Annotated in this window: 24 protein-coding genes; 13 read left to right on the top strand and 11 right to left on the bottom strand. The window is 61.8% G+C overall.

What is annotated here, in order from left to right:
- Positions 1–170: 170 nt before the first annotated feature.
- The 5 genes from BLS91_RS13770 to BLS91_RS19645 all read left to right on the top strand — a co-directional run bounded on the left by BLS91_RS13770 (position 171) and on the right by BLS91_RS19645 (position 3,574).
- Positions 171–656: a hypothetical protein gene (locus BLS91_RS13770; RefSeq protein ID WP_134505276.1), complete on the top strand. Its 486-nt coding sequence runs from the start codon at positions 171–173 to the stop codon at positions 654–656.
- Entirely contained in the window at positions 653–1,444 is a 792-nt protein-coding gene (locus tag BLS91_RS13765; RefSeq protein WP_092341342.1) for a hypothetical protein, read from the top strand. Before BLS91_RS13770 ends, BLS91_RS13765 begins: the two co-directional genes overlap by 4 nt.
- Positions 1,445–1,602: 158 nt before the next feature.
- A complete protein-coding gene (locus tag BLS91_RS13760) occupies positions 1,603–1,947 on the top strand; it encodes a hypothetical protein (protein WP_092341341.1) in 345 nt (114 codons plus the stop codon).
- Between the two features lie 214 nt (positions 1,948–2,161).
- Positions 2,162–2,866, top strand: coding sequence for a hypothetical protein (locus BLS91_RS13755; RefSeq protein WP_092341340.1), 705 nt, complete (start codon positions 2,162–2,164; stop codon positions 2,864–2,866).
- A 168-nt stretch (positions 2,867–3,034) separates the two neighbouring features.
- Positions 3,035–3,574, top strand: a complete 540-nt coding sequence (locus BLS91_RS19645) for a hypothetical protein (RefSeq protein ID WP_134505277.1) — start codon at positions 3,035–3,037, stop codon at positions 3,572–3,574.
- Between the two features lie 212 nt (positions 3,575–3,786).
- Here BLS91_RS19645 and BLS91_RS13745 read toward each other — a convergent pair whose 3' ends face one another.
- The 6 genes from BLS91_RS13745 to BLS91_RS13720 all read right to left on the bottom strand — a co-directional run bounded on the left by BLS91_RS13745 (position 3,787) and on the right by BLS91_RS13720 (position 8,994).
- Positions 3,787–4,380 carry a hypothetical protein gene (locus tag BLS91_RS13745; RefSeq protein ID WP_134505278.1) on the bottom strand — a complete coding sequence of 198 codons (594 nt, stop codon included), beginning with the start codon at positions 4,378–4,380 and terminating at the stop codon, positions 3,787–3,789.
- A 30-nt stretch (positions 4,381–4,410) separates the two neighbouring features.
- A complete protein-coding gene (locus BLS91_RS13740; protein ID WP_092341337.1) occupies positions 4,411–5,070 on the bottom strand; it encodes a hypothetical protein in 660 nt (219 codons plus the stop codon).
- Between the two features lie 16 nt (positions 5,071–5,086).
- Positions 5,087–7,438 carry an FtsK/SpoIIIE domain-containing protein gene (locus BLS91_RS13735; protein WP_159433865.1) on the bottom strand — a complete coding sequence of 784 codons (2,352 nt, stop codon included), beginning with the start codon at positions 7,436–7,438 and terminating at the stop codon, positions 5,087–5,089.
- A gap of 62 nt (positions 7,439–7,500) precedes the next feature.
- Positions 7,501–7,779 carry a hypothetical protein gene (locus BLS91_RS13730; protein WP_092341335.1) on the bottom strand — a complete coding sequence of 93 codons (279 nt, stop codon included), beginning with the start codon at positions 7,777–7,779 and terminating at the stop codon, positions 7,501–7,503.
- Positions 7,780–7,945: 166 nt separating this feature from the next.
- Positions 7,946–8,266: a hypothetical protein gene (locus BLS91_RS13725; RefSeq protein ID WP_092341334.1), complete on the bottom strand. Its 321-nt coding sequence runs from the start codon at positions 8,264–8,266 to the stop codon at positions 7,946–7,948.
- Positions 8,267–8,310: 44 nt separating this feature from the next.
- Positions 8,311–8,994 carry a J domain-containing protein gene (locus BLS91_RS13720; protein WP_092341333.1) on the bottom strand — a complete coding sequence of 228 codons (684 nt, stop codon included), beginning with the start codon at positions 8,992–8,994 and terminating at the stop codon, positions 8,311–8,313.
- 694 nt (positions 8,995–9,688) lie between these two features.
- Between BLS91_RS13720 and BLS91_RS19640 the strand changes: the two genes are divergently transcribed.
- Entirely contained in the window at positions 9,689–11,461 is a 1,773-nt protein-coding gene (locus BLS91_RS19640) for a hypothetical protein (protein ID WP_134505279.1), read from the top strand.
- Between the two features lie 158 nt (positions 11,462–11,619).
- Here the strand turns inward: BLS91_RS19640 and BLS91_RS13705 are convergent, their stop codons facing one another.
- Together BLS91_RS13705 and BLS91_RS13700 are read right to left on the bottom strand one after the other, a co-directional pair.
- A complete protein-coding gene (locus BLS91_RS13705; protein ID WP_092341330.1) occupies positions 11,620–12,375 on the bottom strand; it encodes a hypothetical protein in 756 nt (251 codons plus the stop codon).
- A gap of 121 nt (positions 12,376–12,496) precedes the next feature.
- A complete protein-coding gene (locus tag BLS91_RS13700; protein ID WP_134505280.1) occupies positions 12,497–13,831 on the bottom strand; it encodes a hypothetical protein in 1,335 nt (444 codons plus the stop codon).
- Positions 13,832–14,143: 312 nt separating this feature from the next.
- Between BLS91_RS13700 and BLS91_RS13695 the strand changes: the two genes are divergently transcribed.
- From BLS91_RS13695 to BLS91_RS20970, 5 genes are all read left to right on the top strand, one after another.
- Complete coding sequence (locus BLS91_RS13695; RefSeq protein ID WP_134505281.1) at positions 14,144–14,923, top strand: DUF2637 domain-containing protein; 780 nt, start codon at positions 14,144–14,146, stop codon at positions 14,921–14,923.
- Positions 14,924–15,097: 174 nt separating this feature from the next.
- On the top strand, positions 15,098–15,448 hold the full coding sequence (locus BLS91_RS13690) for a sigma-70 family RNA polymerase sigma factor (RefSeq protein ID WP_092341327.1): 351 nt from the start codon (positions 15,098–15,100) through the stop codon (positions 15,446–15,448).
- Entirely contained in the window at positions 15,445–15,978 is a 534-nt protein-coding gene (locus BLS91_RS13685) for a hypothetical protein (RefSeq protein ID WP_092341326.1), read from the top strand. The genes BLS91_RS13690 and BLS91_RS13685 overlap by 4 nt, the downstream gene beginning before the upstream one ends.
- Before the next feature lie 354 nt (positions 15,979–16,332).
- Positions 16,333–17,355, top strand: coding sequence for a hypothetical protein (locus BLS91_RS13680; RefSeq protein WP_134505282.1), 1,023 nt, complete (start codon positions 16,333–16,335; stop codon positions 17,353–17,355).
- A 439-nt stretch (positions 17,356–17,794) separates the two neighbouring features.
- On the top strand, positions 17,795–17,929 hold the full coding sequence (locus BLS91_RS20970; RefSeq protein ID WP_276326811.1) for a hypothetical protein: 135 nt from the start codon (positions 17,795–17,797) through the stop codon (positions 17,927–17,929).
- A gap of 198 nt (positions 17,930–18,127) precedes the next feature.
- Here BLS91_RS20970 and BLS91_RS13675 read toward each other — a convergent pair whose 3' ends face one another.
- On the bottom strand, positions 18,128–18,487 hold the full coding sequence (locus BLS91_RS13675; protein WP_092341324.1) for a hypothetical protein: 360 nt from the start codon (positions 18,485–18,487) through the stop codon (positions 18,128–18,130).
- A gap of 257 nt (positions 18,488–18,744) precedes the next feature.
- Entirely contained in the window at positions 18,745–19,005 is a 261-nt protein-coding gene (locus BLS91_RS13670; RefSeq protein ID WP_140426009.1) for a hypothetical protein, read from the bottom strand.
- A gap of 250 nt (positions 19,006–19,255) precedes the next feature.
- On the opposite strand from BLS91_RS13670, the gene BLS91_RS13665 reads away from it, so the two are divergent.
- Together BLS91_RS13665 and BLS91_RS13660 are read left to right on the top strand one after the other, a co-directional pair.
- Positions 19,256–19,624 (top strand): hypothetical protein, encoded by a 369-nt coding sequence (locus BLS91_RS13665; RefSeq protein ID WP_134505283.1) that lies wholly within the window; start codon positions 19,256–19,258, stop codon positions 19,622–19,624.
- A gap of 52 nt (positions 19,625–19,676) precedes the next feature.
- The gene (locus BLS91_RS13660) at positions 19,677–20,195 is read left to right on the top strand and encodes a hypothetical protein (RefSeq protein ID WP_134505284.1); all 519 of its coding nucleotides are present in this window, start codon (positions 19,677–19,679) and stop codon (positions 20,193–20,195) included.
- A 72-nt stretch (positions 20,196–20,267) separates the two neighbouring features.
- On the opposite strand, the gene BLS91_RS13655 is transcribed toward BLS91_RS13660, so the two are convergent.
- Positions 20,268–20,489 carry a hypothetical protein gene (locus BLS91_RS13655; RefSeq protein ID WP_092341320.1) on the bottom strand — a complete coding sequence of 74 codons (222 nt, stop codon included), beginning with the start codon at positions 20,487–20,489 and terminating at the stop codon, positions 20,268–20,270.
- Positions 20,490–20,810: the final 321 nt, after the last annotated feature.

The raw sequence follows: 20,810 nt of genomic DNA, 5'->3' as shown, positions 1-20,810 counted from the left end.
CCCGAAAAACCGAACTCACGTACCCCCACTTCGGGGGTCATTTTGATCATTTCGGGCCATTTTCAGGCGATCCGAGCCCGTCTTCCGACCAATTTGCCCGGTCCCCGTTTCCGCCGCACACATATCTATTGCGGCCGGAACGAAACGGCCGAACGGGATCGGAACACCAAATGAAAGAACATCCAGATGTACGCGCGTGGCGCTTGATGACCGCGGCTGCCTGCGGCCTTCTCGCCGTAACCCTTGGCACGGTCTCGATTAGCGGCTTCGCTGGCATCCATGAGGCCGCCGCCGAAGCCACGGCAGCAACGCTCGCCGAAGCCACTCCCCCACCCTCCGTCCTCCAAACCGCCGCCAAAGCTTGGGCGACTGACCACTGGGGCGCGCCTCTAGGCGTCAAAGCGACGGTCACCGTCGCCTCGGTGATTTGCGCGAAAACCTTCGTGGAGTCCACGTGGCCAGAAGAGACGACCTCCAGCCGAGCGTGGACCGAGTTCGACGTCGTGATCACCACCGACCCGACTACCGGCGCCCCCGCCTACGTTTACGCGGCCGAATCGACTTCCCCAGACCCCCTCTGCACCCCTCAAGAAAAGACCCCCGCCTGGATCCTCGGCCTGATGGACGACATGCACAACGAAAAGGAAAGCAAATGAAGATCGGGTCGAAAAGATTGGGCGGCCCGGGGCTGCGGAACGCGGATGGCGCCGTTGACCTGGCGTCGATCATGGTCGGAGTTCTGGTAGCTGGCGCTGTCGCCGGAATCATCGCCGCCGTCGTGTTTGCGGTTATTCCGTGGGCGCAGGATCGTGCGGCTAAGGCTCAGCTCGATGCTGTGCACAGTGCCGAATCCGTCACCTATGCACAAAGCACCGAATCAGGAGCTGCCAAATATCAGACCGCTAAAGGGCTCAGTGATTATGGGCTCCTACAGGAAAACGTGTACGTAAAAGTTATTGCCGGCGACAACTGCTATTTCACCAGCTCCACCAGTAAGACCGGGCGCACCTTCTGGGCTGACAGCTCAAGCCGAGAGATTCGAGAAGGTGGGACCAGTACCTGTGTAGAAGCGGTGACAGAGGATCGAGACGCTCTAGTAGCTGCCGAAGTTCAAAGAGTAGGAAGCCAGATCGTCGCGTACATGAAAGTCACCGGCGGCCAGCTGCCGCCTGAAATTTTCAACGATCCAGACCGTGGCCAACATGAGGTGCCAGGAGGAACCGTTACCGATCGCGACCTCCGAACATACGTAACCGTGGCCGCGTTCAAGACGAATGATGATGAAACGCAAGAGACATGGAGTGCTAACGGGGGCAGTTGGATAATCCAGGGGAACTGGGGAAACTCTCGCGACTGGGACGCCAACTACTATGCGCTCACGTTCTCTGGTGTCACCGCCGAATCGTGGGAAGACAGCACCGGCTTTTACCCGATCGGAGGCTGACCGCCGAGCTTCAGAAGCCGCCGAAGCATCTGTCCGCCCTTCGACCCGCCACACGTCCAGCACCCCCACCGCCAACCAAAATCTGCACCTCCCGTTTGTGCCGCGCATAGTCCTCCTGCAGCCCGCAATCGGCCGCTGTCTCACAACGCATTCGCCGAGTGCGTTTCACATCACCGTTCAAAGGAATCATCATCGCAATTCGCAAAGCAAAGCCAACCGCCGAGTTCATCGTCAAGCAGGCCAAAGCCGAATCGCTCGACCGTAGGACCACGGTTGAGCTCGTCGTCATCGTGCAAGTGCTCAACAGTGCTCGCAACCCCATGCGCCGCCTCATCTTGAAGTTGGCTGCTGACACCATCCAGGAGCGCTTCCCGGAGCTCGGCGCGGACATGGCGCGTTGGAAGAAGGGCGGCCCCCTCGGCTCGTACGCGACGGCGTTGGTTGCCGCGCTCCATGAGTTCCAGGTGACCACCCCCGGCGGCCGAGACGGCCTAACCCCGTAACCCACCGCCCCATCCTTCGCTCCGCGGCCCCTCCCCCAGCCGCGGAGCGAAGCCCGCAACGTGCGGGTGCACCACCCGTCGTCCGCATTCCGAGACTGACATCGAATATCAAACAAAGGAACAGCTCATCGTTAAAAACAACCCAAGACTCACACCCGTAAAAGTTCAAATCCGCCGTGCTTCCGGTACCTCCCTCGGCACCCGCTACAAAAACTTGACACCAACCTCCGCCCCCGGCGCACCTTCTGCCGGCCCGAAGCCCGTCGATCCCCGAGAGCAGATCGTCGAGCAGGCGAACACTCAATCGCTTGACGTCCGCACGGACGATGAGCTGGTCACGATCATGCGCATCCTCGCCGACAGCCGGAACCCGGGGCACCGTCTGATCGGAGCCCTGGCCGCGGACACCGTCCAGGATCGCTACCCCCAGCTCGATGAGGTCATGGAGGCGTGGGTAAAGGCAGGCTCCAAAGGCTCCTACTCCGCCACTCTGATTGCTGCCCTCACTGATCTTCAGACCGAGAAGCCTGAAGCCCCGATGACCGCCTCCGAGTTCAAAGAGTTGAAGGATCTCGGCTACCCGAACCGACGGCGCACCGACAGCCGGGCCAAAGTCGCGGCGCTCACGGAGGCCCGCCAGCTCGAACTTCTGCTCGATGCCCATGCCCATCACCTGCCGGAGGGGTGGCCGGCCGATCGGGAAGCGCTGGAGCTTCGCCAACAAATCTTCGAACTCCGTGAGCCGCACGGTGACATCGGCTGGGAGTCACAGAGCCACAAGCCGGTGTATCGAGCCGACCGCGCAGCGAGCACCCTGTCGACAACGGCTGAGCTGCGATTGCTGGCGCAGGACGCGATTCCTGAGATCGCGGCCGCCGCCAAAGCAACGCTGGCCGCTCGCAAGACGACCCCCTCCTAATCCCCGAACCGACCGCCGGCACGCACCTCCTGCCGGCGGTCGTGGTTTCGGCCGCAGGCCGAGATCCGCCGCGCATGATATGTCCGAAGCCTGCGAAAGCGGGTGATTTTATCCCAAGCAGTATCCATTTAACAGTTCAAAGGAAGCAACAAAATGGCAAGAAACAAAATGACCAGCAAGCTCACCCCGGTCCGTGTCGCGGTGAGGTTACCAAATGGCGACGTCGGCACCGGTATCAGGCATAAGAACCTGGTGCCGGCTGAGAGGAATCTTCCGGGGTCGCCCAGTGCTGGACCTAGGCCCGCAGTGGCGGTTGGCTCGGAAGTTCCGGCTGTTCGAGCGGGGGCTGTGGGTGCGACCAGTGGCGAAACTGAACCATGGAGCGAGGGTGGCGACTATCACCCGGAATATATTCGCTCCCATCTTGGCGAATCCTCAAAGAATTACAGCGACTACGAGGTGTGGACAATCGAGACGGCATACGCCTTGAACATTGGCGCTGCGGCCAAGGTTGTCGCGAACGGTAACAGGGATGCAGCCGGCTACCTTCTCCTTCCTGTCGGCTGGGAGGCAAGCCGAAGCGAAGAGGACCGGCTCGCTGATTTGGATAAGGCCATTCAGGAGTTTGACGCTTGGAAGGAAAAATACGAAGCGGACAAAGCACGCCAGCCAGCACGCCAAAGTCGGATTTCGATAACGGTGTATTGAGCCGTCGGTCGGCCACTGCCTAACCCCAACCCCCGAACAGATAGCCTCGGCGCAATCCGCGCCGAGGCTTCGTCGTGCCCGCCGCCAATGTCACACGGTTGGGAAAAGCTGGTGCCGCAGAGCTCCCCAGAAATTCGGCTGCCTGCCACCCTGGTTGCGGGCAGCAGGAAGCCCCGGTGCCGCTTGGCACCGAGGCTGTGTCCCGCCCGTTTTTAGCCCAGCACGCATTCGCCTCGCGCGCCGGCCTCCCAGGTGAGGACCGGCAGCCCACCCTCGGCCGTGAACGTTGCCGTCGCTGTTCCCGCCTCAGAAAGCATCTTGGATCCGCTAGCAACTCCCTCACCTGTAACTGTGGCCCCATCGGTGGTTACCGTGACGATGCCCGGGCCCTCCACGTTAAAGCGGATCCACGCATAATCGGAACACGTCACGCTCGCGTGCCCAGTGACCACAGCCGGAAGCCCGTCAGCTGCCGGCGTCATTGTCATGCCAGCAGCGGCCACAGCTGCGACCAGGGCGGTGTTTGCGGCCTCGGCGGCCAGCTCCTCGGCGGAAGGTCCCTGAGCCGCTTCAGCGGCTTCAGCGGTCGCCACCGGCTTGGCGATGGAGGCGACCGCATCCCCAACCCCCTGCCCGATTCCCGAGCCGATCAGCGCAGTGATCACGACCCCTGCGACAAATCCTGCGGCTAGCATGACGGGCGTGCGAACACGCGTCACCTTCTCGCTGCCCGGACCACGGCCGCTCCGCATGTTCCGACGTCCGCCACGTGCCACGCTCTCGGCACCCTCTGTCTGGTCTGCCATTTCAAGCCCTTCGTTTTCCATTTTGTTCTCCTAGTTTTCGATGGTGCTAACAACGCCGGCACCACGACGAGCTCGCGGCACTACGCGGACCGGTACCACTCGCCGATATTCGATGAGGGCCACGGTCAAAAGGGCGGCGGGGATCGCCAGCAGGATGACGGAGGCCAGGTCGCCGAGGTGGGTGACGGTGAGGAGCGCCCAGACGCCGACGACCGTGGCGAATCCGGCCCAGTGGGATCGGCGCCAGGCGAGAGCGGCGGGGAGAGCGCGGCGGGACTCTCGGATGCCGGTGCGGAGGCGGTTGCGCTGATCGCAGCCCGCTTCCTTGGCCTGCTCCTTTGTCTTCCCCTTCTCATCATCGGATCGGAAAAGGAGGACGATCAGAAGCACCTGGCAGACAAAGCCTTGAAATAGGAGGCGGATGACACTGCCCTCCGAACGCGGCTTCAGGTCGGCGGCGAACTGGGCGATCGACACGGGCATCAGGCTTTGCAGACAGCGGATCGAGAACCATGCGGTGGCAGCGATGAGCGTGATTCCCACCACCGGGCCGCCGTACATCGGGAAGAGTGCGACACTTGCCCAAGGCAAGAATGCTGCGAGCAGTCGGGCCTGCCACAACCAGCGCCACGGCTGCAGGGTGAGTGCGGTGGCCACGGCGAGGATGGCGGCTGGGATGATGAACTGCATGTGTGATTCCTTTGGTTTAGTCGTCGAATGAGAATGGAAAAGCTGTGGCCGCAGGCTCGGCGGCTTCGAAGTCGAAGTCGACGACGACGGTGCCCAGATCAATGACCTCTGGCTCAACGGTCTTCGGCTTCCGAACGCCGAAGACGGGCGCTGCGACTGACGTGGCGATCGTCCACTGTTTGGGCAACGGCGCTCCTAGGCGTTCGAGGAGTACCGGGATCTCGCGAGCGGGCGCGTATGCGACGCGAAATCCGGCGACACCACCACCGTCGGCTGCGACCACGGCGAGTCCGGGCGATTTTCCGTCGTCAAGATCGGCGAGAGTCTGTGAGGCGATCGGGGCTTGGTCGCCGGGGATGAGCATGGTCATGGCTTCTCGAGAGATTGGCTTTCCGGGGGGTGCGAGCTGCACGGCACTCGTCAGGTTGCTGCGCAACTCGCCGCCGAGAATGGAGGCGTCCGGGCGCTGAATGCCGAGAGCGAGGTGGAGGCCGGCGAAACGAGCCTCACGTGCGATACGCCCAGTTAGCGTGCGAATGATGCTCTTGGCAGCGTTCTTCGTCTCCGCTTCGACGACGTACGGGCTGTCTTTCGGCAGCCCCTTCGGAACATCCTCACCGAGGACCAGGCTTCCGAACTCGTCGATGACGATGAGCACTGGGTGAACGTTTTCACGCTCGCGGACCTCCGGCGAGAGGTCGCTCCACTTCACCTCACCGTGCTCTTGGAGAATGGCTTTGCGCCGTCCGACCTCCGCATAGATGGCTTCCATCGCCGCCTGCGCGGCCTCAAGACTTTCGGTTGCCCAGGCGACGGTCAGCTGACGGATCTGCAGAAAGTCCAGCCCGCCCTTGGTTGGGTCGATGAGCACAACCTGGTGACCGCGGGCGATAGCAGAGGCCATGATTTGGAGGAGGGCGACCGTTTTCCCGGACCCCGTCGGACCAGCGACGATCGTGTGTGGGCCCGCCTTTAGGTTGATGCTCACAACCTCACCGTCGGGGCCGACTCCCAGCGGGAGCCGTGCCCAGTCGTCGGGGTCCAATGTCTCCGGCAGCATCTCAGCCATCGACACACTCGGACGGAGGGCAAGCCGGCCGCCGTAAGTCAGGACGACGCGGCCGGTGATCGGGTCGTCGTCAATCCGCCAGCCGTTTGAGCCGCCGGGGATCGCAGCGATCAGGTTCTTCCAGAGCGTGAGTCGCTTCTCCGCGTCAACCCCGAGGCTCGGCGCGCGCATGATGCTTACTGTTTCGATACGGTGCTCGGTCGCGTGCATGGTGATCGAAAGTTCGATGGCGTGTGGTGCACAGTTCAGGAGTTCGGCCAGACGGCCACGGACCTGAACGACGCGTGCGGAGAGCTTCGCGATGATCGCTTCATGCTTCCATTCGCTCCACTCGACGACCTGCGAACCCTGTTCAGCGGCGAGGAAACTGATGCGATCCACGGTGACGCGGGTATCAGGATTGAGTGCCCAGCGGGCGGCGTGGGGGCGCAGCTCGCTGTCTGGAAGGTCTTCAACGCCGACAACCAGGCCATCAGAAGCAGCCATCGCTTGGCGGCCGAGCATGACTTCGGGCCGGTTCTCCACTCGCACGAGTTCGACGATGTCGTAGCCGGCGGAGGCGACACACCAGCCCGGTGCGATTAATTCGCACCTTAAATCGATTCCCTTCAACCGCGTTCTGGCGGCGACGGGGACGGTAACCGTCAGGCTCTCTTGGTCGCGGCTCCAGGCGAGAGCGCCTGACCCGGCCTCAAAGTCGGAGACACTCACGTCCAGAATCTTTGCGACCTGCGCTGTCCAGAGCGCTTCGACCTGCCGAGCATCTGAGCCTTCGCGGCCGTATGCCCGGCCGACCATCCAGCTGACGACGAGCACGATGGCGTATCCAGCCCATGAGACGAGAGCCCATTTGGATGCGAACAGCTGAAGCCACGACAGCTCACCGGCAAACGCCCCGTTCACGAGCCAAGGCAGCGCCGCACCGAAACCCAGCAGAACGACGGCGACCGCAATCGCATAGAAGGACCCGCGCACTTTCGGCGCCCCACCCTCGACCGTCGCCGGCGTAGCTTTCACCATCCCGGCGAACCGCGTCGCCCACTCCCGACGACGCAGAGGCTCGCTGTTGAGCGCGGCAGCCGATCGTCTCGCCGCGAAATATGCCCCCGCCGGCAGCAGCGGTATGAGCCCCAGGTAGGCCCAAGGATTAATCGCGCCAGCTCCAACGACCAAGAACGGCAGCACAGCGACCCAGATAAAAAGGCTCGCCTGCAGATCAAACTTGCTCGGATACCCGGCAGCTCCCGGCCCCATACCGTCGTATCGGATGACCGGCACCAAAGCCAGGAATCTTTTCATGGAACGCAAAACCATCCGCATAACATGTCGCCCAGCCCGGCGGGCGGTTGGTGAGGCGGCCATTAGTTGAGCCCTCCGTCGTGAAAAACCGTCCAGCCAAGGCCGACGAGCGCGGTGATAACCGGCCGGACGCCGGACGCGGGAACCTCCGCGAAGACACCGTGCTCGGTGACCGCAGCTGCAATCGGACCGCGGCGACCGACGCCAGCCGCTGTCAGATCAGCGTCCAAGATATCGACGGGGCCACGCGGTGTCGCGTGGATCTCCAAAAGTTCCTGGTGCCCACCAAAATCGTTGACGGAAACCGAGATGACGCCGCGATATTCGGTGGACCTGGTCATGAGCCTCTTCTTTCTGTCTACATGTATGTGTCCGGCAAAAACGTCGACCGCCGAGATTGGTCCGGCTAAATCCAGCCCCAGCTCGTAGCCAGCGCCAGGCAGATGGATAAGGTGACCGCTGAAATCAGCAACGTCTTGACTGAGTCGCGAGCGAACCGCTGCACAATCAGGCAGCTCGGACATTCAGGTCGATGTCGTCCGTATCAAGCCCGTGAACCAGCGCCCACCGTGAAGCCAGAGCGATGAGCAGTGCGTCGAGGAAGTCAAGGTCGATGACGTCCGCGTCTTCAACCTTCACGACGACGATGCCGGGCTTCGCCTCCACAATCTCGGCGCCAGCAAACGCGCCGCCGAGGCTCAGAGAGCGCAAAGTCCAGCGCACCACATAGGGCAGCGTCGGCTTCGAACGGCTCGTTTCAAGCGAGATTGTGTTCTCACCAATCAGGCGAGCGGTGAGGCGGTTCGGGTGTTTCTCGTAGGAGGTCATGCCATATATGTGTCCGGCAAAAACGTCGACCCCCGAAACCCGGGTCACGAGTTTGGGCGTGCGGCCCGCAGAACGGCCAGGGCTCCTCGAAGCCGGTTCACGGACAGCGCCAACGGGCCGAGGAGGGACTGGGCGAGTATGGAGACCGAGCCGGCGTCAGCGAGCCACGCCGGGAAGAAAAGGACGTCACCAGCGGCGAGCGGCCAGACTACCGTGGCCACAGCGAGGATCACGACGCACCAAACGGTCAGCCGCTGGCGCAGGGCGACGATCGCCGCGGCCAGGATCACCGCGAACGTCAGCAGAATCCAATTGCTGGGTGGCAGAATTAGCAAGGCGACAGCGGCGCCAACAAGCCCGATGGCTGCTGCCCACCATGCCCGCCGCAATTCCGAATATCGGGCCGGCGACCGGGCAGGACCACTGGCGGTTCCACTGGCCGGGCGTGGCACCGAAACGTCGACCGGATCTGAGTATGGCGACGGCACGAACTCCGGCTCCGCCACAATCGGCTCACTCGCCTCCGCCAGCTCCCGGTCATAAGCCGCACGACGCGACGGAACCCGCAACACATCATTCGCCGCGTTCAACCGCTGCGTCATCTCAGTCCCACGATCGCCAGCCTGGTCCGGATGGTACGCGCGGATCAGCCGACGATACGCCTGCTTGATCTCGGCCGCCGGCGCATCAGATCCCACATTCAGAACATCGTAAAAAGTTTGGTCCATGTCATATATGTGTCCGGCATCCCAGCCAACCCCTCAAACCCGGCTCTCCGAAACACGGCCCGGTCCACGACCAGGCGGTGGTGGTGAAGGCTGACGGTCATGTTCGGCGACGCCAGATGGGAGGGCTTCGGTGGCCGGGCGCCCGCCTACAACCCGGCAGCCAGCTCGTCGACGGCGGAGCCGGCGGCAGCCGCGGCTTTGCTGCCCGAAGATCCGTGACGGGGTGCAGGTCGGCGGTAACGTCGGACCACCCCAATAGGATCGAAGACAGCAAAGACGCAAGGGGATGGGGAACCTAATGTCAGCAAAGCCACGAGTTCATGAGCTGGCACGCGCTTTTGGAATCGATGTAAAAATCGTTCTTCGGATGCTCAAGGCCGATGGTGAATTTTTGAAAGGTCCGAGCAGCTCAATGGAGCCGCTAATAGCCCGGCGGACTCGCGCGCACCTCATCGCCGCCGGGTACGTCGAACTGAAGCACCCGCTCGCCGCGCCCGCGCCGAAACCGCTTCCGACACCAATACGGTCAGTTCCGGATCCTGCCCCCGCACCGCCTCCGGCGCCAATCCGGTCGACCCCGTACCCCGTCCCCGCACCGCCAGGGAAACGGTGGGATGCCACGGAACCATTTGTTGCGTTCAAGCAACCGCCACCGCCGCCAGCGACACCGGCTGAGATCGCCGATGCTAAACGTGTGGTCCGCGCCGCGCGTGCGGAACAGCGCGCTTTGCTCGCCGCTCAGCAAGCTGCCCGGGATGCTGGCAGGGAAGAGCAGAAGGCGCTCCGCTCAGCCCGAGTCCTCATCGACACAAGTCGCGCCTCACGGCTTGGTGAGGCCAAGAGGGAAGCGCTTCAAATTGCAGTTGCTGCAGTCGCCAAACGCAGGCAGGAAGAAGCAGAGCAGCAGGCCGTTTCAGTCGAGCTCGGGAAGTTCCGCTCCGCAGAAATAGACGCACGAATTGAAGATATTGCGCGGAAGGGAAGAGCGAGAGCGGACCAAGAGTCAACCGACCGTGCTCAGCGAGCGCAGCGGCGCATCGACGGAAGACTACCTGCACCCAAGCCATTATTTGTGCCCAAGCCCGTACCTGTAGTCTCCGAGAAGAATTCGGGCAGGAACGTACGACAGGCAATTGTCGCCCGCAGCGACACTCAATGGAGTCGCTACGGGATAAGCAACCAAGAACACAGGAGGTGGGTGGCTGCCGGCCTTCCAGAAGACCGAGCTCACATTCCGGCGATGTGCCGGGCGTTCGGATCACGTGGCTGGATAGTCACACCCGATCATCTCAATGTCGTCCTTGGCAACGGTCTTACGGTCCTCCAAATGTTCGAAGCTGGATCGAATATCGTTCAGGTAATGGATCAGCTCGCCCTCGTTCGGAAGCGCGATTTTACGGGCGGCTTCGACACCAACCTCGCCAGCATCGTTCCAGTCCTCCGGGATTCGATTCCTGAAAAATTAACAAGACGAGTGTCACTCCCGCTGAATCTTGAAGCGACCGGTGTACCCGAACTCGCCGACTATCTCTTGCTGCGCACTCGACCGTCCCAGGATGAGCATGCCATTTTCACGTTCAATCGAGAGCGTCGGGGAACTGAGCACAAGAAACGCACCGGACAAAAAAGCGGTAAGGGGCCGGGGCCTCTCGTCAGGCGTTATGCGGCAGCCCACGGTGTCTTCGGTGACCAAAAGTTGACTAGTGCCCTTCTGGCTAACTTGCCCTCTCATGTGCTCGGCCGCGGGCTGCCGTTCACAAACATCATCAGTGACGCAGTTCGAGATCGGCAGTTCTACTATCTTTCGGCGGCTGCAACTCTCGCTGTCGAAGAAGACGCGGATGGGCGAATCCCGATACCCGAAGATTATGAGCTGCCATCAACGACAGGATTCGCTGTCCTGTGCGTACCCAACGCCGGCAGCCAATCGGGAGACCGAATTCTCCTGTGGAGCCACGGAGCTGACGAGCTGACCGCGGCCGTACTTTCAGTGGCTGACCTCCGAGCCGGGCTGGCAACACCCCCGTTGGTCGCAGCCGCGCACGTCGGTTCCGTTCAAGGTGAGAACGGCGATCAGGCACTCGCCCTTGTCGCAGCGATAGCCCGGGCCATACGACGGCCACCGCCGTCCGACGAGATTGACCGCCCGATTCCGGCCCGGCGGCCGCGCACAGTCACGCCCGCGGGTCGGCCACTACGGAGCCCGGCTGACGACGCCGACGCCCCCGCTGATCACGTCTCCTTGATCTACGCACCTGGCGAAACCCACGAACGCGAAATCTCAAAAGGCAGCGGCAGGAAAGCGGAGAAACGTTGGATCGTGCGCCGGCACTTACGTTTACAGTTCTATCCATCGTCCGGTGAACGCCGCCCCGTCTGGATTGAAGCTCATCAATCCGGTGCAGCCGACGGCCACCTCTGGCTCGGTGATCGGGTCAAAGTCCCACGAAAAGGACCGATCTCCTGACGACAAGGCCTCGGCCACCAGCCGCCCCGTCGTCCGGAGCGGGTAACGTGCCGGCAACAGCGAGCCCGAACCCAGACCTCCCCCGCCCGGTTCGATGACCGGGACGACCAGCAGGACGGTGACCGCTGTGGCTTTGCCGCAGGCTGGCCGGTCGGTTACTACTGCCCGAGAGTTCGTGAAGGGGTGCGGGTCGGCAGGCTTTTCGACCCGGCGGATGGGGACGCCAAGGTGTAAGTCCACTTTGTGATGGTCCACGCTGCCGCGTGGTGGTCGGGACGGTCCGCTGCAATGACCACGGCTTTGCCAGCGGCCAGGCGCAAGACACGCACTTCCTGATGGGCTGTGGGGGTGGTGGGCCAGCGGAGAAGATTTCCGAGGTGTGTCTTCGGTTCCCGGACGGCGGCCTCGAAGTCGTTGCGGATGCTCGGCGGCAGATAACTCTCCGCGTCGATGGCATCCGCAGCTCCACGGCCGGGTGCGGCTACCGCCAGACCGCCGGCAGCCGGGCCGGCCGCACCTGCGGCTACTGTCGCGGTCTGGTGAACGGCCGCAGTCCCCGCAGCCATTTTGTGCGTCACGGCATCGGCCACCGTCCATTCCCCGACAGGCGCCAGCTTGCCGTCAGCCCGAGCGCGCAGCTGGCGGGTGACCATCACCACAAACACGCGGTCGGCGTACGCACGGAAACCGAGCCTCGTCTGGATCAGCCGGCCCGAATCGCGGGTCGCACCACGAAGAGTGACGACCGCTTCAGCTAGGACGCCGGACGAGGGTGCTGCGGTCTGGGCGGTGCGCGGAAGATCGGTGAAGGTGGCAGCTGCTTTGTGCCAAACGGTCTTCTGCGTGCTGCGACTCGACACGGGAGCGGTGATGGTGGCGGCGCCGGTCGAGCGGATAGAGACAGCCCCGGTCATCGGAGGGTTCCGGTTTCATCGGCCAGCTGCGTGCACGACCGCTGCCCGGCAGGAGGCACGAGCAGCGGTCGCGGCGAGGGATCAGCCACACGTTGTGTATGTGTGCGGCGAATTTCGAGGCTCATGCTGCGACCCGAAATACGAAGCCAGCGACCTTTTCGGCCTTTGCTGAATCATGCCCGTGAGCCGCCACATGTTCGGCCAGCATCTCCCGGGCGAATGGCAAGAGCTCGCGGTCGCCCAGGTGGTCGACTGTGCCGTTGAAGTGGGCGGCGGCCGCTGAAGCCCAGGCGGGAAGAGCGCTGACATCGTGTGGGATCGGCCCCAGCACGCCCTCATTATGCTCTGCCTTTCGAAGCACGGCACCAACAGCGCGCCGAGCAACAACGCGCGCCGCCTTCATCGCCTTGAACTCCTTCAGTAGTCGTGCGGTCTCCGCGGCCTCGACCAACCACAACCGCTCCTTTTCGGCCCTGTAGACGAGCGCCCCCGTCGCCAGCGCTTTCTCATCGAGAGCCGCAACCAGGTCACCATCAGTGTCGAATGCCTCGGGCAGCTCCGCGAGCAGCGACCGCTTCGTCTTGCGGACGGCGGCTTTTGTCAGGCCAAGGCCGCTGTCATCGGGGAGGCCGGCACGCTCGTGAACTAAGGCGATCCATGCGCGCGGCCCGAGGATACGGACCTCCTTCTCTGAGCCCTCAGCGGCCAGAGCTTGCGAGTACGACCAAGCGGGATGGGCGACGGACGCCAGGACTTCGGCGAGCGGGTCCTGAGCGAAGTTGCCGCTGGCCAGGGCGTCGATCGTCGCGGCGTGCTCCCAAGCGCGATCGCGCAGCTCGGCACCGGTGGGGCCGGCCAGGTGGGGCTGCTTCCACTTGAGGGCGCCGTGACGTGCACCAACCCTACGGATCCAGCGGATGTCCTTCTCCATCGTCTTCAGGAGGACGGTGGCCGAATGGCGAGCGAGGTTCATCTGCGTGGCGAGATAGCCGCCGCTGATCCGCACGCTGGTGAAGCCCTGCTCGAGCTGGCGCATCGCGATGATCGTGAGTGCGACGCGGGCGTTGACTTCGCGCTGCCATGACAGGCGACCGGCGGGCAGTGGTGAGGTGACACGTGCGACCATGCGCCGCGCAACCTCAAACCGCCGGGCCTGCTCCCCCTCCTCTGAATTTGTGGTGGCCAGGTATTGACGGCAGGCGGCCACGAGGCGAAACCAACGAGGGGCGGAAGAGCAAGCGGTGACGATCGGAGGTTCAGCATTTGCGATGAGCCAACGACGGCAGAGGGCTGGGGAAAGTTCATTCGTGAGGGCCGTGGTCAGGCATCGAAGGATGGTCGGTTCGATGTCAGGTGATCCGTGCTTAGAAAAGAGTTGAGGGCGCAGTAGCGCGTTCAGGTCTATGGGTTCGGGGCGCGGGGTTAGATCTGGGGTTTCGGTGAAAAATACGGTCATGCTCTCTCCTGGTACTTAAGGCTCTATTCGCGGGGCGGGCGGCGGAGCCGACGCGCACCCGCGAAGTTGTATGCCTTATATGTGTCCGGCGAAATGATGAGCAGCTCAAACCCGGCGCTTCGCGCCTCTTACCTCCCTGATCGCCGGCCAGCTTTCCGAATAGCTGTTGTCTTTCTGGGCGTGGTGCTGGTCGGGGTTCTTGGCGTGGTTGTTCTGGATGGGTGACGGGGCGCCGGGCTGTTGAGGCAGGTGGTGCTGTGGTGCAGGTGGCTCGGGTTTCGCAGATGCGTGCTTTTGCCGGACACATACGTGATGTCGGAATTCATATCTGCAGGAGGCGGACAACTCGTGGCATCTTTTAAACCAGGCTCTACAACTACTTCAGGCTCTAGAAAAATTTCTAAACAGCTCAGCCCTCAGAGCCCCGGGTTTATTGCACTGACTTCGGCGGTGACGCTTCTAGCTATGGCTGCTTCTTTCATGCTCTCGTTTTCCGCACAAGTCGCGATCGCGGAACTCATGCACCTGAGCAGCTGGAAAGTTTGGCTCCTGCCGGCCGGCGTCGACAGCTTCATTTTGACCAGCGCTCTCGCCCTCGTCATCATTCGTGATCGCGAAGGTATGCCTGCCGCCGGTTCACGGGTGCCTTGGTTCCGCTCAGCCCAAGGTCGCCAGTGGGCGCTGATGTGGGGGTGGACATTGGCGAGTGTCGGGCTCAATATATGGCACGGCTTCGCCGTATCGCAGGATGCCGGGCTTCCGGTGCAGATTGGGCTGGCTGTGGTCAGCACGCTCTTCCCTCTTGGTGTGCTGACGGCCACCGATGGACTGCTTCGCATCCTCGTGGCTGAGACCACAGATTCGGCGGAGCTGGCCGCTGCTCGGACCCGACTCGCGAACCAGGGTCCGGCGGTCGCCGCACAGCCGATGGTGAGCAGAGCGAAATCGACCACGGATCGAGATCTTGATCTGCGGATCCAGGCTGAGTTTGCGCTGGCTGACGGGCCAGCTCCGACACTGCGTGCGCTGGCCACGAAGTTCGGTGTGAGCGTCGAGCGCGTCAAGGCTGGGCGGGACTCAGCCACGGCGTAGCGCCGGTCGACGATCAGAGCACGGGCCTCGCGAACTAGGCAAACCTCTGGTTTGACTAAATGACCCCCGAACTGGGGGTAGGGCGAGAAGCTCTAATAGCCGTTTTATTGCGCAGGCGACCACATCTATGTGGTGAGGCAGTCAACAGGCGGCCCATCACATAAGGACCGCACCATGCTCTATCTCGCCTCACTCGATGATGTCACTGAAACAGGCCAATCTCTCTTCGGGAGATTGGTGTCTGACGCCCCCTCCGCTGAAGAGGTGATGGAGGAGCTGGACGAGGAAGAGATCCGAGCTCGCCGCCTCAACGAGATCGTCGCCACGTTGACGGTAGACGAGCAGTATGTGATTCGCGGCGTCTTTGGTTTCGACGGTCAAGAACCGCGCACCATGCGCGCGATCGCCGCAGACTTGGGGCTCGGCGAATATCGGGTTTCAGCGATCCGCGATGAGGCCATGAATCGCATCTCGATCCGTGCCAAAATCCGCCCGAACGGTGCAGTCTTTGGGGCTGCCCGATGATCCATGTGGACGCCGCCGTCCGTCAGATGCTGGAGATGCCCCACGACGACCGCCGGGCGGCACGGGACGCGATCATCATGAGCGTGCTACCGGCCATCGGGTTTTCCTCAAAGAAATGGTGCCGAGATAACGCCGACCCTTGGTACACGCAGCTCGCAGACGTCGAGGGTGAAGCCGCATTGATCGTCACCAAGCTGATTGGCACTATCGCGAAGCGACGTACCCCTTCCAAGGTCCGTGACTGGGACGCGTACCTGAAGTCCGCTCTCGATGGATCAGTTAGACGGTGGTTCAAGTCCAGCGCAGTCACCGGCTTCGCTGAGCTCGAGCCGACCGAACGTCGCCTAGCGCACACAGCATGGATCGTCGAGGGGCTACGCGAAGAGCTCATGCGGGAACCGACCGTGGGCGAGGCGCTGGCCGCGCAGCATGCCAACAGGTGGGCGAGAGAAAAAGACCCGAAACGTCACGGTTCTCTCGCCAGCGTCGACGAGGTTCGGAGCGTGCTCGCCCGGGCAATCGCAGCGTGAGGGGTGAGGGCATATACGGATCTTGGTCGGAGTCGGGCAGGACAGTACAGCGTTTAGGTCCAGACCGTGGATTTTAATATCCCCCTTGTCGAAATTCATCATTTGTACCCAGTTTCAGGGCATCCGATTGCAGACGACCAAAGTTCTTCGACGGTTAGCATGAGACTAGAGCTGGGATTGAAGCGACCGGCGCGTGGGGTAATTGGTCGATCTTCAAACAGAACAAAGAACCCGCGGCGGGGGATTCTCAGCCTCCATGATGACTGACTTATCAACACACGCGTGCGTCCCGCTAAGACTTTTTGATCACTCGCACATCTCCGAGCCGCAATATCCGTCCGAAAGGCATAGTCATTGAAGAAATCTCCTGTACTCCGAAAGAGCGTCGGCGTCATCGGCGCGGTCACACTATCTGTTTCTATGCTCTCGGGCTGTTCTGCAGCAGCCGAGACACCCGATGAAATCGTCCAGTCATTCTTAGAAGCCGTCCAAAGAGGGGACGCAGTAAGAGCGGTTGAGCTCATCAACCCTGGCGTACCCGATGAACAGCGTGTTCTTCTCACAGACGCTGTCCTCAAGAAGTCGGATTCCATCACCAACATTGTTGTGCTGATCGCCGGGTCCTCTGCCGCCTCTTCCGACGACATGTATTCCGAAAAAGAGGTCCCAGTCTCCGCAACCTACGACGTCAACGGCGAGACCGCTGAAGTTCAGTTTCTGGCATCAAAAACGACGGACGGCTGGATGGTGAAAGGTGGATACGCAACCATCGCGGCGCCTTTCGGCACACTGCTTCCGAAGCTCGCCGTTAATGATGCCAAGGTGACGCCAGCAAATTCAGACGACGGAGCGTTGCTCGTTTTCCCAGGTACGTACGAAGTTGCGGTTGCCGATAACACGCTGGTCTCTTCTGAGCCGATCGAGCTAAGTACGGCCTCGGACAATGTAATTGACTGGCAGTTCACACCGGCGAAAGCCGTCGTCGAACAGTTCGAGTCTGAGCTGGCTACGTTCATCAGCGCCTGCTTTGCGGAACCAGCAGACACTCGGGACCATGCATGCCCAAACTGGTCTTATGTCAGAAGTGCGGCGGTCGCTGAGGTGAAATGGGAGCTCCGAAAGGCGCCTACTTTCGCCCTCAGTGTGACAGCTGAAACTTTGGGCGCCAGCCAGAAAACAGCTACAGAACAGCACCTGTCATACACCTACAATGGCGGTGTCTACAATGACACGCCTACTGTGTTTTCCGAAGACCTCGAGGAGATGTCTATGATTTTCAGCGCTCGAGTCGAAGACGGGCTTCCAGTTTTCAAACCGGAAAGCTTAAGCAGAGAATATTCTGGCGACTATATTTACAGTGAAGACAACTGGCGCTGAGTCATGGCGGCGGGGTAGTCCGTTGGTTCCTGACAACTCAGGCCACAGATGCCTAAGGATAGGTCGAACAGTGACGGCGAGGATTCACCCGCGCTCGGTTTCACCACCTCTATTTTGAAGAACGTTGACTCCCGCCGGGTCAGATCGGGAATCTAACGCACAACGGCCGGCAAGCCGCCCGGAAAGCCTGATCTTCACGAAAGCCTTTCGTGAAGGTTGCCGGTAAGTGATTCCTGCCGGCCGCACTACGACGCCCGTCGCCCGCCGCCACTGCCGGCCGCACCACAACATAGGCCGCTCTAGGCTGCCGACCGCTGTCGCACGACAACGCAACCCGCACAACCGTTGCTCACCACACCCTCGATCATCCGCCCGGTGGCGCACGGCTGATCGGGTGACGGCCCGAGACTCTGGGCGGGGTGCCGCGCATGGGACGGGTATGAGTTCTTCGGATCCTTTTCGAAACACCGATGTCGGCATCCACCGGCTGCGAGGTGCAGCCAACAAATTGGTGGCGTTCTACGCGCGCAGTGCTTACGACGGACTGATCACGGATGCGGAGGCGGTCAACTAGATAGCTGATATTTGGCGGGATTCCGGGAGAACATACCTGGGGACGGTTGACGAGATTTTTGCGCTGCTCGCGGTTTACGGTGAGCGGTATCGTGGGCTGGTGGCCGAGGAGGACGAGACGTGAGGGCGGAGCACGGGGCCGTCTTCTACGCCCTCCGCGGCGGTCACCACCTGCTGCAGTGACCGCCGCGGCCTGAGCTCATCCGTGGTGGGCGAGAACTACGTCACGGCCGTCACGAACAACTGCCGCCTGCATTTCGGCTTGCCAGCTCCGGGCGGTGGCGAGATGTCCCTGAGGGAGAACGGGTCGAATCGCAAGCGCTGTCATGTCAAAACTTACGGTGTCACCATCGGCGCCGCGCCTCCACAAGTCGCTTAACGGGCGCAGTTCTTTGTACAAGTCGAGGGCGGCCTGCACGAATGCGTGGGCCTCAGCCCTCGTCGAGTAGGGCTCGTACTCTGTGTTCATCACCCGTCGGCCGTGAAAATGCTCGCCGGATACGGTGGCGAAAATTACCAACCATTGGCCCGGCTTCTTGTCTGTATTTGATTTGCTCATGATGCTCTCGTTTTCTTCTGTCAGATGGCCCTCCAATGACAAACGGCGAGCTCCGCATGCAGTGGGACTCGCCGTTCGTTTATCTGACGCAGAAGGGCCAGAGCCCCTCGGGTGAGCGGCTCCGAGACATGCATGCGCGGCAGGAATCCGTAATTTGCCGAAGAGAAAAATCGCAGCCCAACTGCGTCAACGCGTCTCGGTTGCACCCCACCGATCACTGCCCGTCCCGACCTTCGGGAGGATTGCGGAATGAAGTGCTATTCGCAGAGCCGTTCAACGTTTTTAAGGGCGTTGGTGAGCGAAGTCTTTATGGGACCGGATTCGACGCCGCGCACGCGCTCGCGGTTCATCTCACGCACAAGAACTGAGAACTCTGCAGCGGCCGCGGTGCCTAGTTGAGTCACTGCCAGACTGGCAGATGAACTGGTCAGGCCGAGTCCCGGCCCTATGGCGTGGGTAACATCCCGGATCTCGAGAAGCCAGTTCCAATAATCGCCTTGGTAGTCGATCAGAGACATGCCACGGAGCTCTGGCTCGTCGCTCATGCCGAGCAAGTCAACGCAAGCCTCTTCAATTGAGATCGGCGCAGCCGGTTGGGCGATTGTTGGCGTCGGCGACGGTGTGCTTACTCCCGCGGGGGCATTGCCAGTGCACCCAGTAAGCAAGAGCACTGATACTGCGACACCTATCCGCTGCATGAGCCAATCGTAGCGACACAGAACCCCTCCTTGATATCTTGTATCACTCCAAAGCCGGTAGAGTGCGAGCATGAGGAAGACCTTCGCCTGGACCGTCGTACCCGTCCTTTTCCTGCTGGGAACGCTTACGGGCTGCTCATCTTCTGCATCCCCTGAATGCAGTTCAGCTATGGCTGATGCGGAGGCAGTCGGCATGAACAACGACGCTGAGTTAATCGCCACTCTCTCAGCCTGTGATGATGTCGAGGGCTGGGTTGCAGCGGTCAAGGACCATCCAGGTGCGGGGTCGTTGATTGAGTACACCACCGACGACGCACATTACTTCATGGGTCTCACATGCACCCGCGACCCGCACACGCCCGTTTGTGAAGACGCGGCAAGTCTGGGTCTCCTCGACTTCGACCTCGACGACCCGCGCCTGCAGGAGCTAAACGAGTAGTCGGGCGCTGAGGAAGCAGTTTGGCAGTGGCTCTGCCGCGCATGACGTGGGCATGGAAGCTGAACCGCGCAAGACCAAGCCGCTTTTCGTCATCTGCGGCATGCTGACGAATGATGAAATCTGGTGTTCGCAAAGTGTCGAGACCCTGATCACCAGCCTCGTGCCGAATTATCCGGTCGCCGGGGCCCCGGCTGAGAAGGCTGAAGCCCGCCATCAATTTATTGTCTCGTGTGCCGCCTTCGCCCAGGAGGGGCTGATGCTGCAAGCGACGGAGAACGGGACCTGGGCAGAAGAGACTGCATCGGCCTACGAGGTAGATCGCCTTCACGCGAACAAAACCGGCCGCGGTGACCTCGGTGGTGCGTGGGCAGGAGTAGTCCCCTTAGTCATCGTTGCCCCGCTTAGCGCAGCCCGCGGATCAGCTGCTCGGCGTGCGCTGATAGGAGGGAACACCTTGGTGGTGGCCGGAAGATCGGAGGCTGACGTCTTAGTCAGCCTGCGCAAGCTTGGGATGCTGACGACAGCCGGGCGTCTCGACTCGCCCAGTCAGGTGACGGATCCGTGCACCTGAGCTGGCTACGGGGTGCCACACCGCGAAACTAAATTCTCAGTGCAGCGCCCCGGTCAACTCGACTGGTGTGAGCTACAGCAACCCAGCATCCGCACAGCGCTGATGCCGGCGTTCGACCGCTACCGCCCACTCCTCAGTCATCACCGGCCTGTGAACCTGGCCGGGCTCTTCGGCCAGGTCATCGGCCAGGACCACTTCGAGAATCACGGAGTTGCGGCCGAGCGTGGGGCAGTGGCCGGGGCCAGAGATGCCACGGAAGGTTCCGCTGCGGATGGTGACGCCGGCGCCAAGCACCGGTGTCGGCGGACATGAGAAGCTGCCCGTAGGCGGCCACGGAATTGCCCGCTGACGGCCAGGAGATCTGCCCGTTGGTGGCCATGAGATCTGCCCACTTCCTTTTCTGAGCCCGACCGGTTAACCGGCGGGAGCCTCTCCCTGGGGTTTGATTGCGGTATCTAGACGCATCAAGCCAGTTCAGGAAGAGGCCCATTTATGAAGGTAGACGTAGAAGTTATGGAAATTCTCGCTGCGTATGATCTGACACGATCTTTTCGCGCTGCTGCGGAGCTGACGGGGTGTTCGCACCACACTGTCGCCCGGCATGTTGCTGCGCGG

Source organism: Cryobacterium flavum (assembly GCF_900103805.1).
GTDB classification, from domain to species: domain Bacteria; phylum Actinomycetota; class Actinomycetes; order Actinomycetales; family Microbacteriaceae; genus Cryobacterium; species Cryobacterium flavum.
Note: the sequence above shows the minus strand (reverse complement) of the source record. Positions and strands in the feature narration are given on the sequence as shown.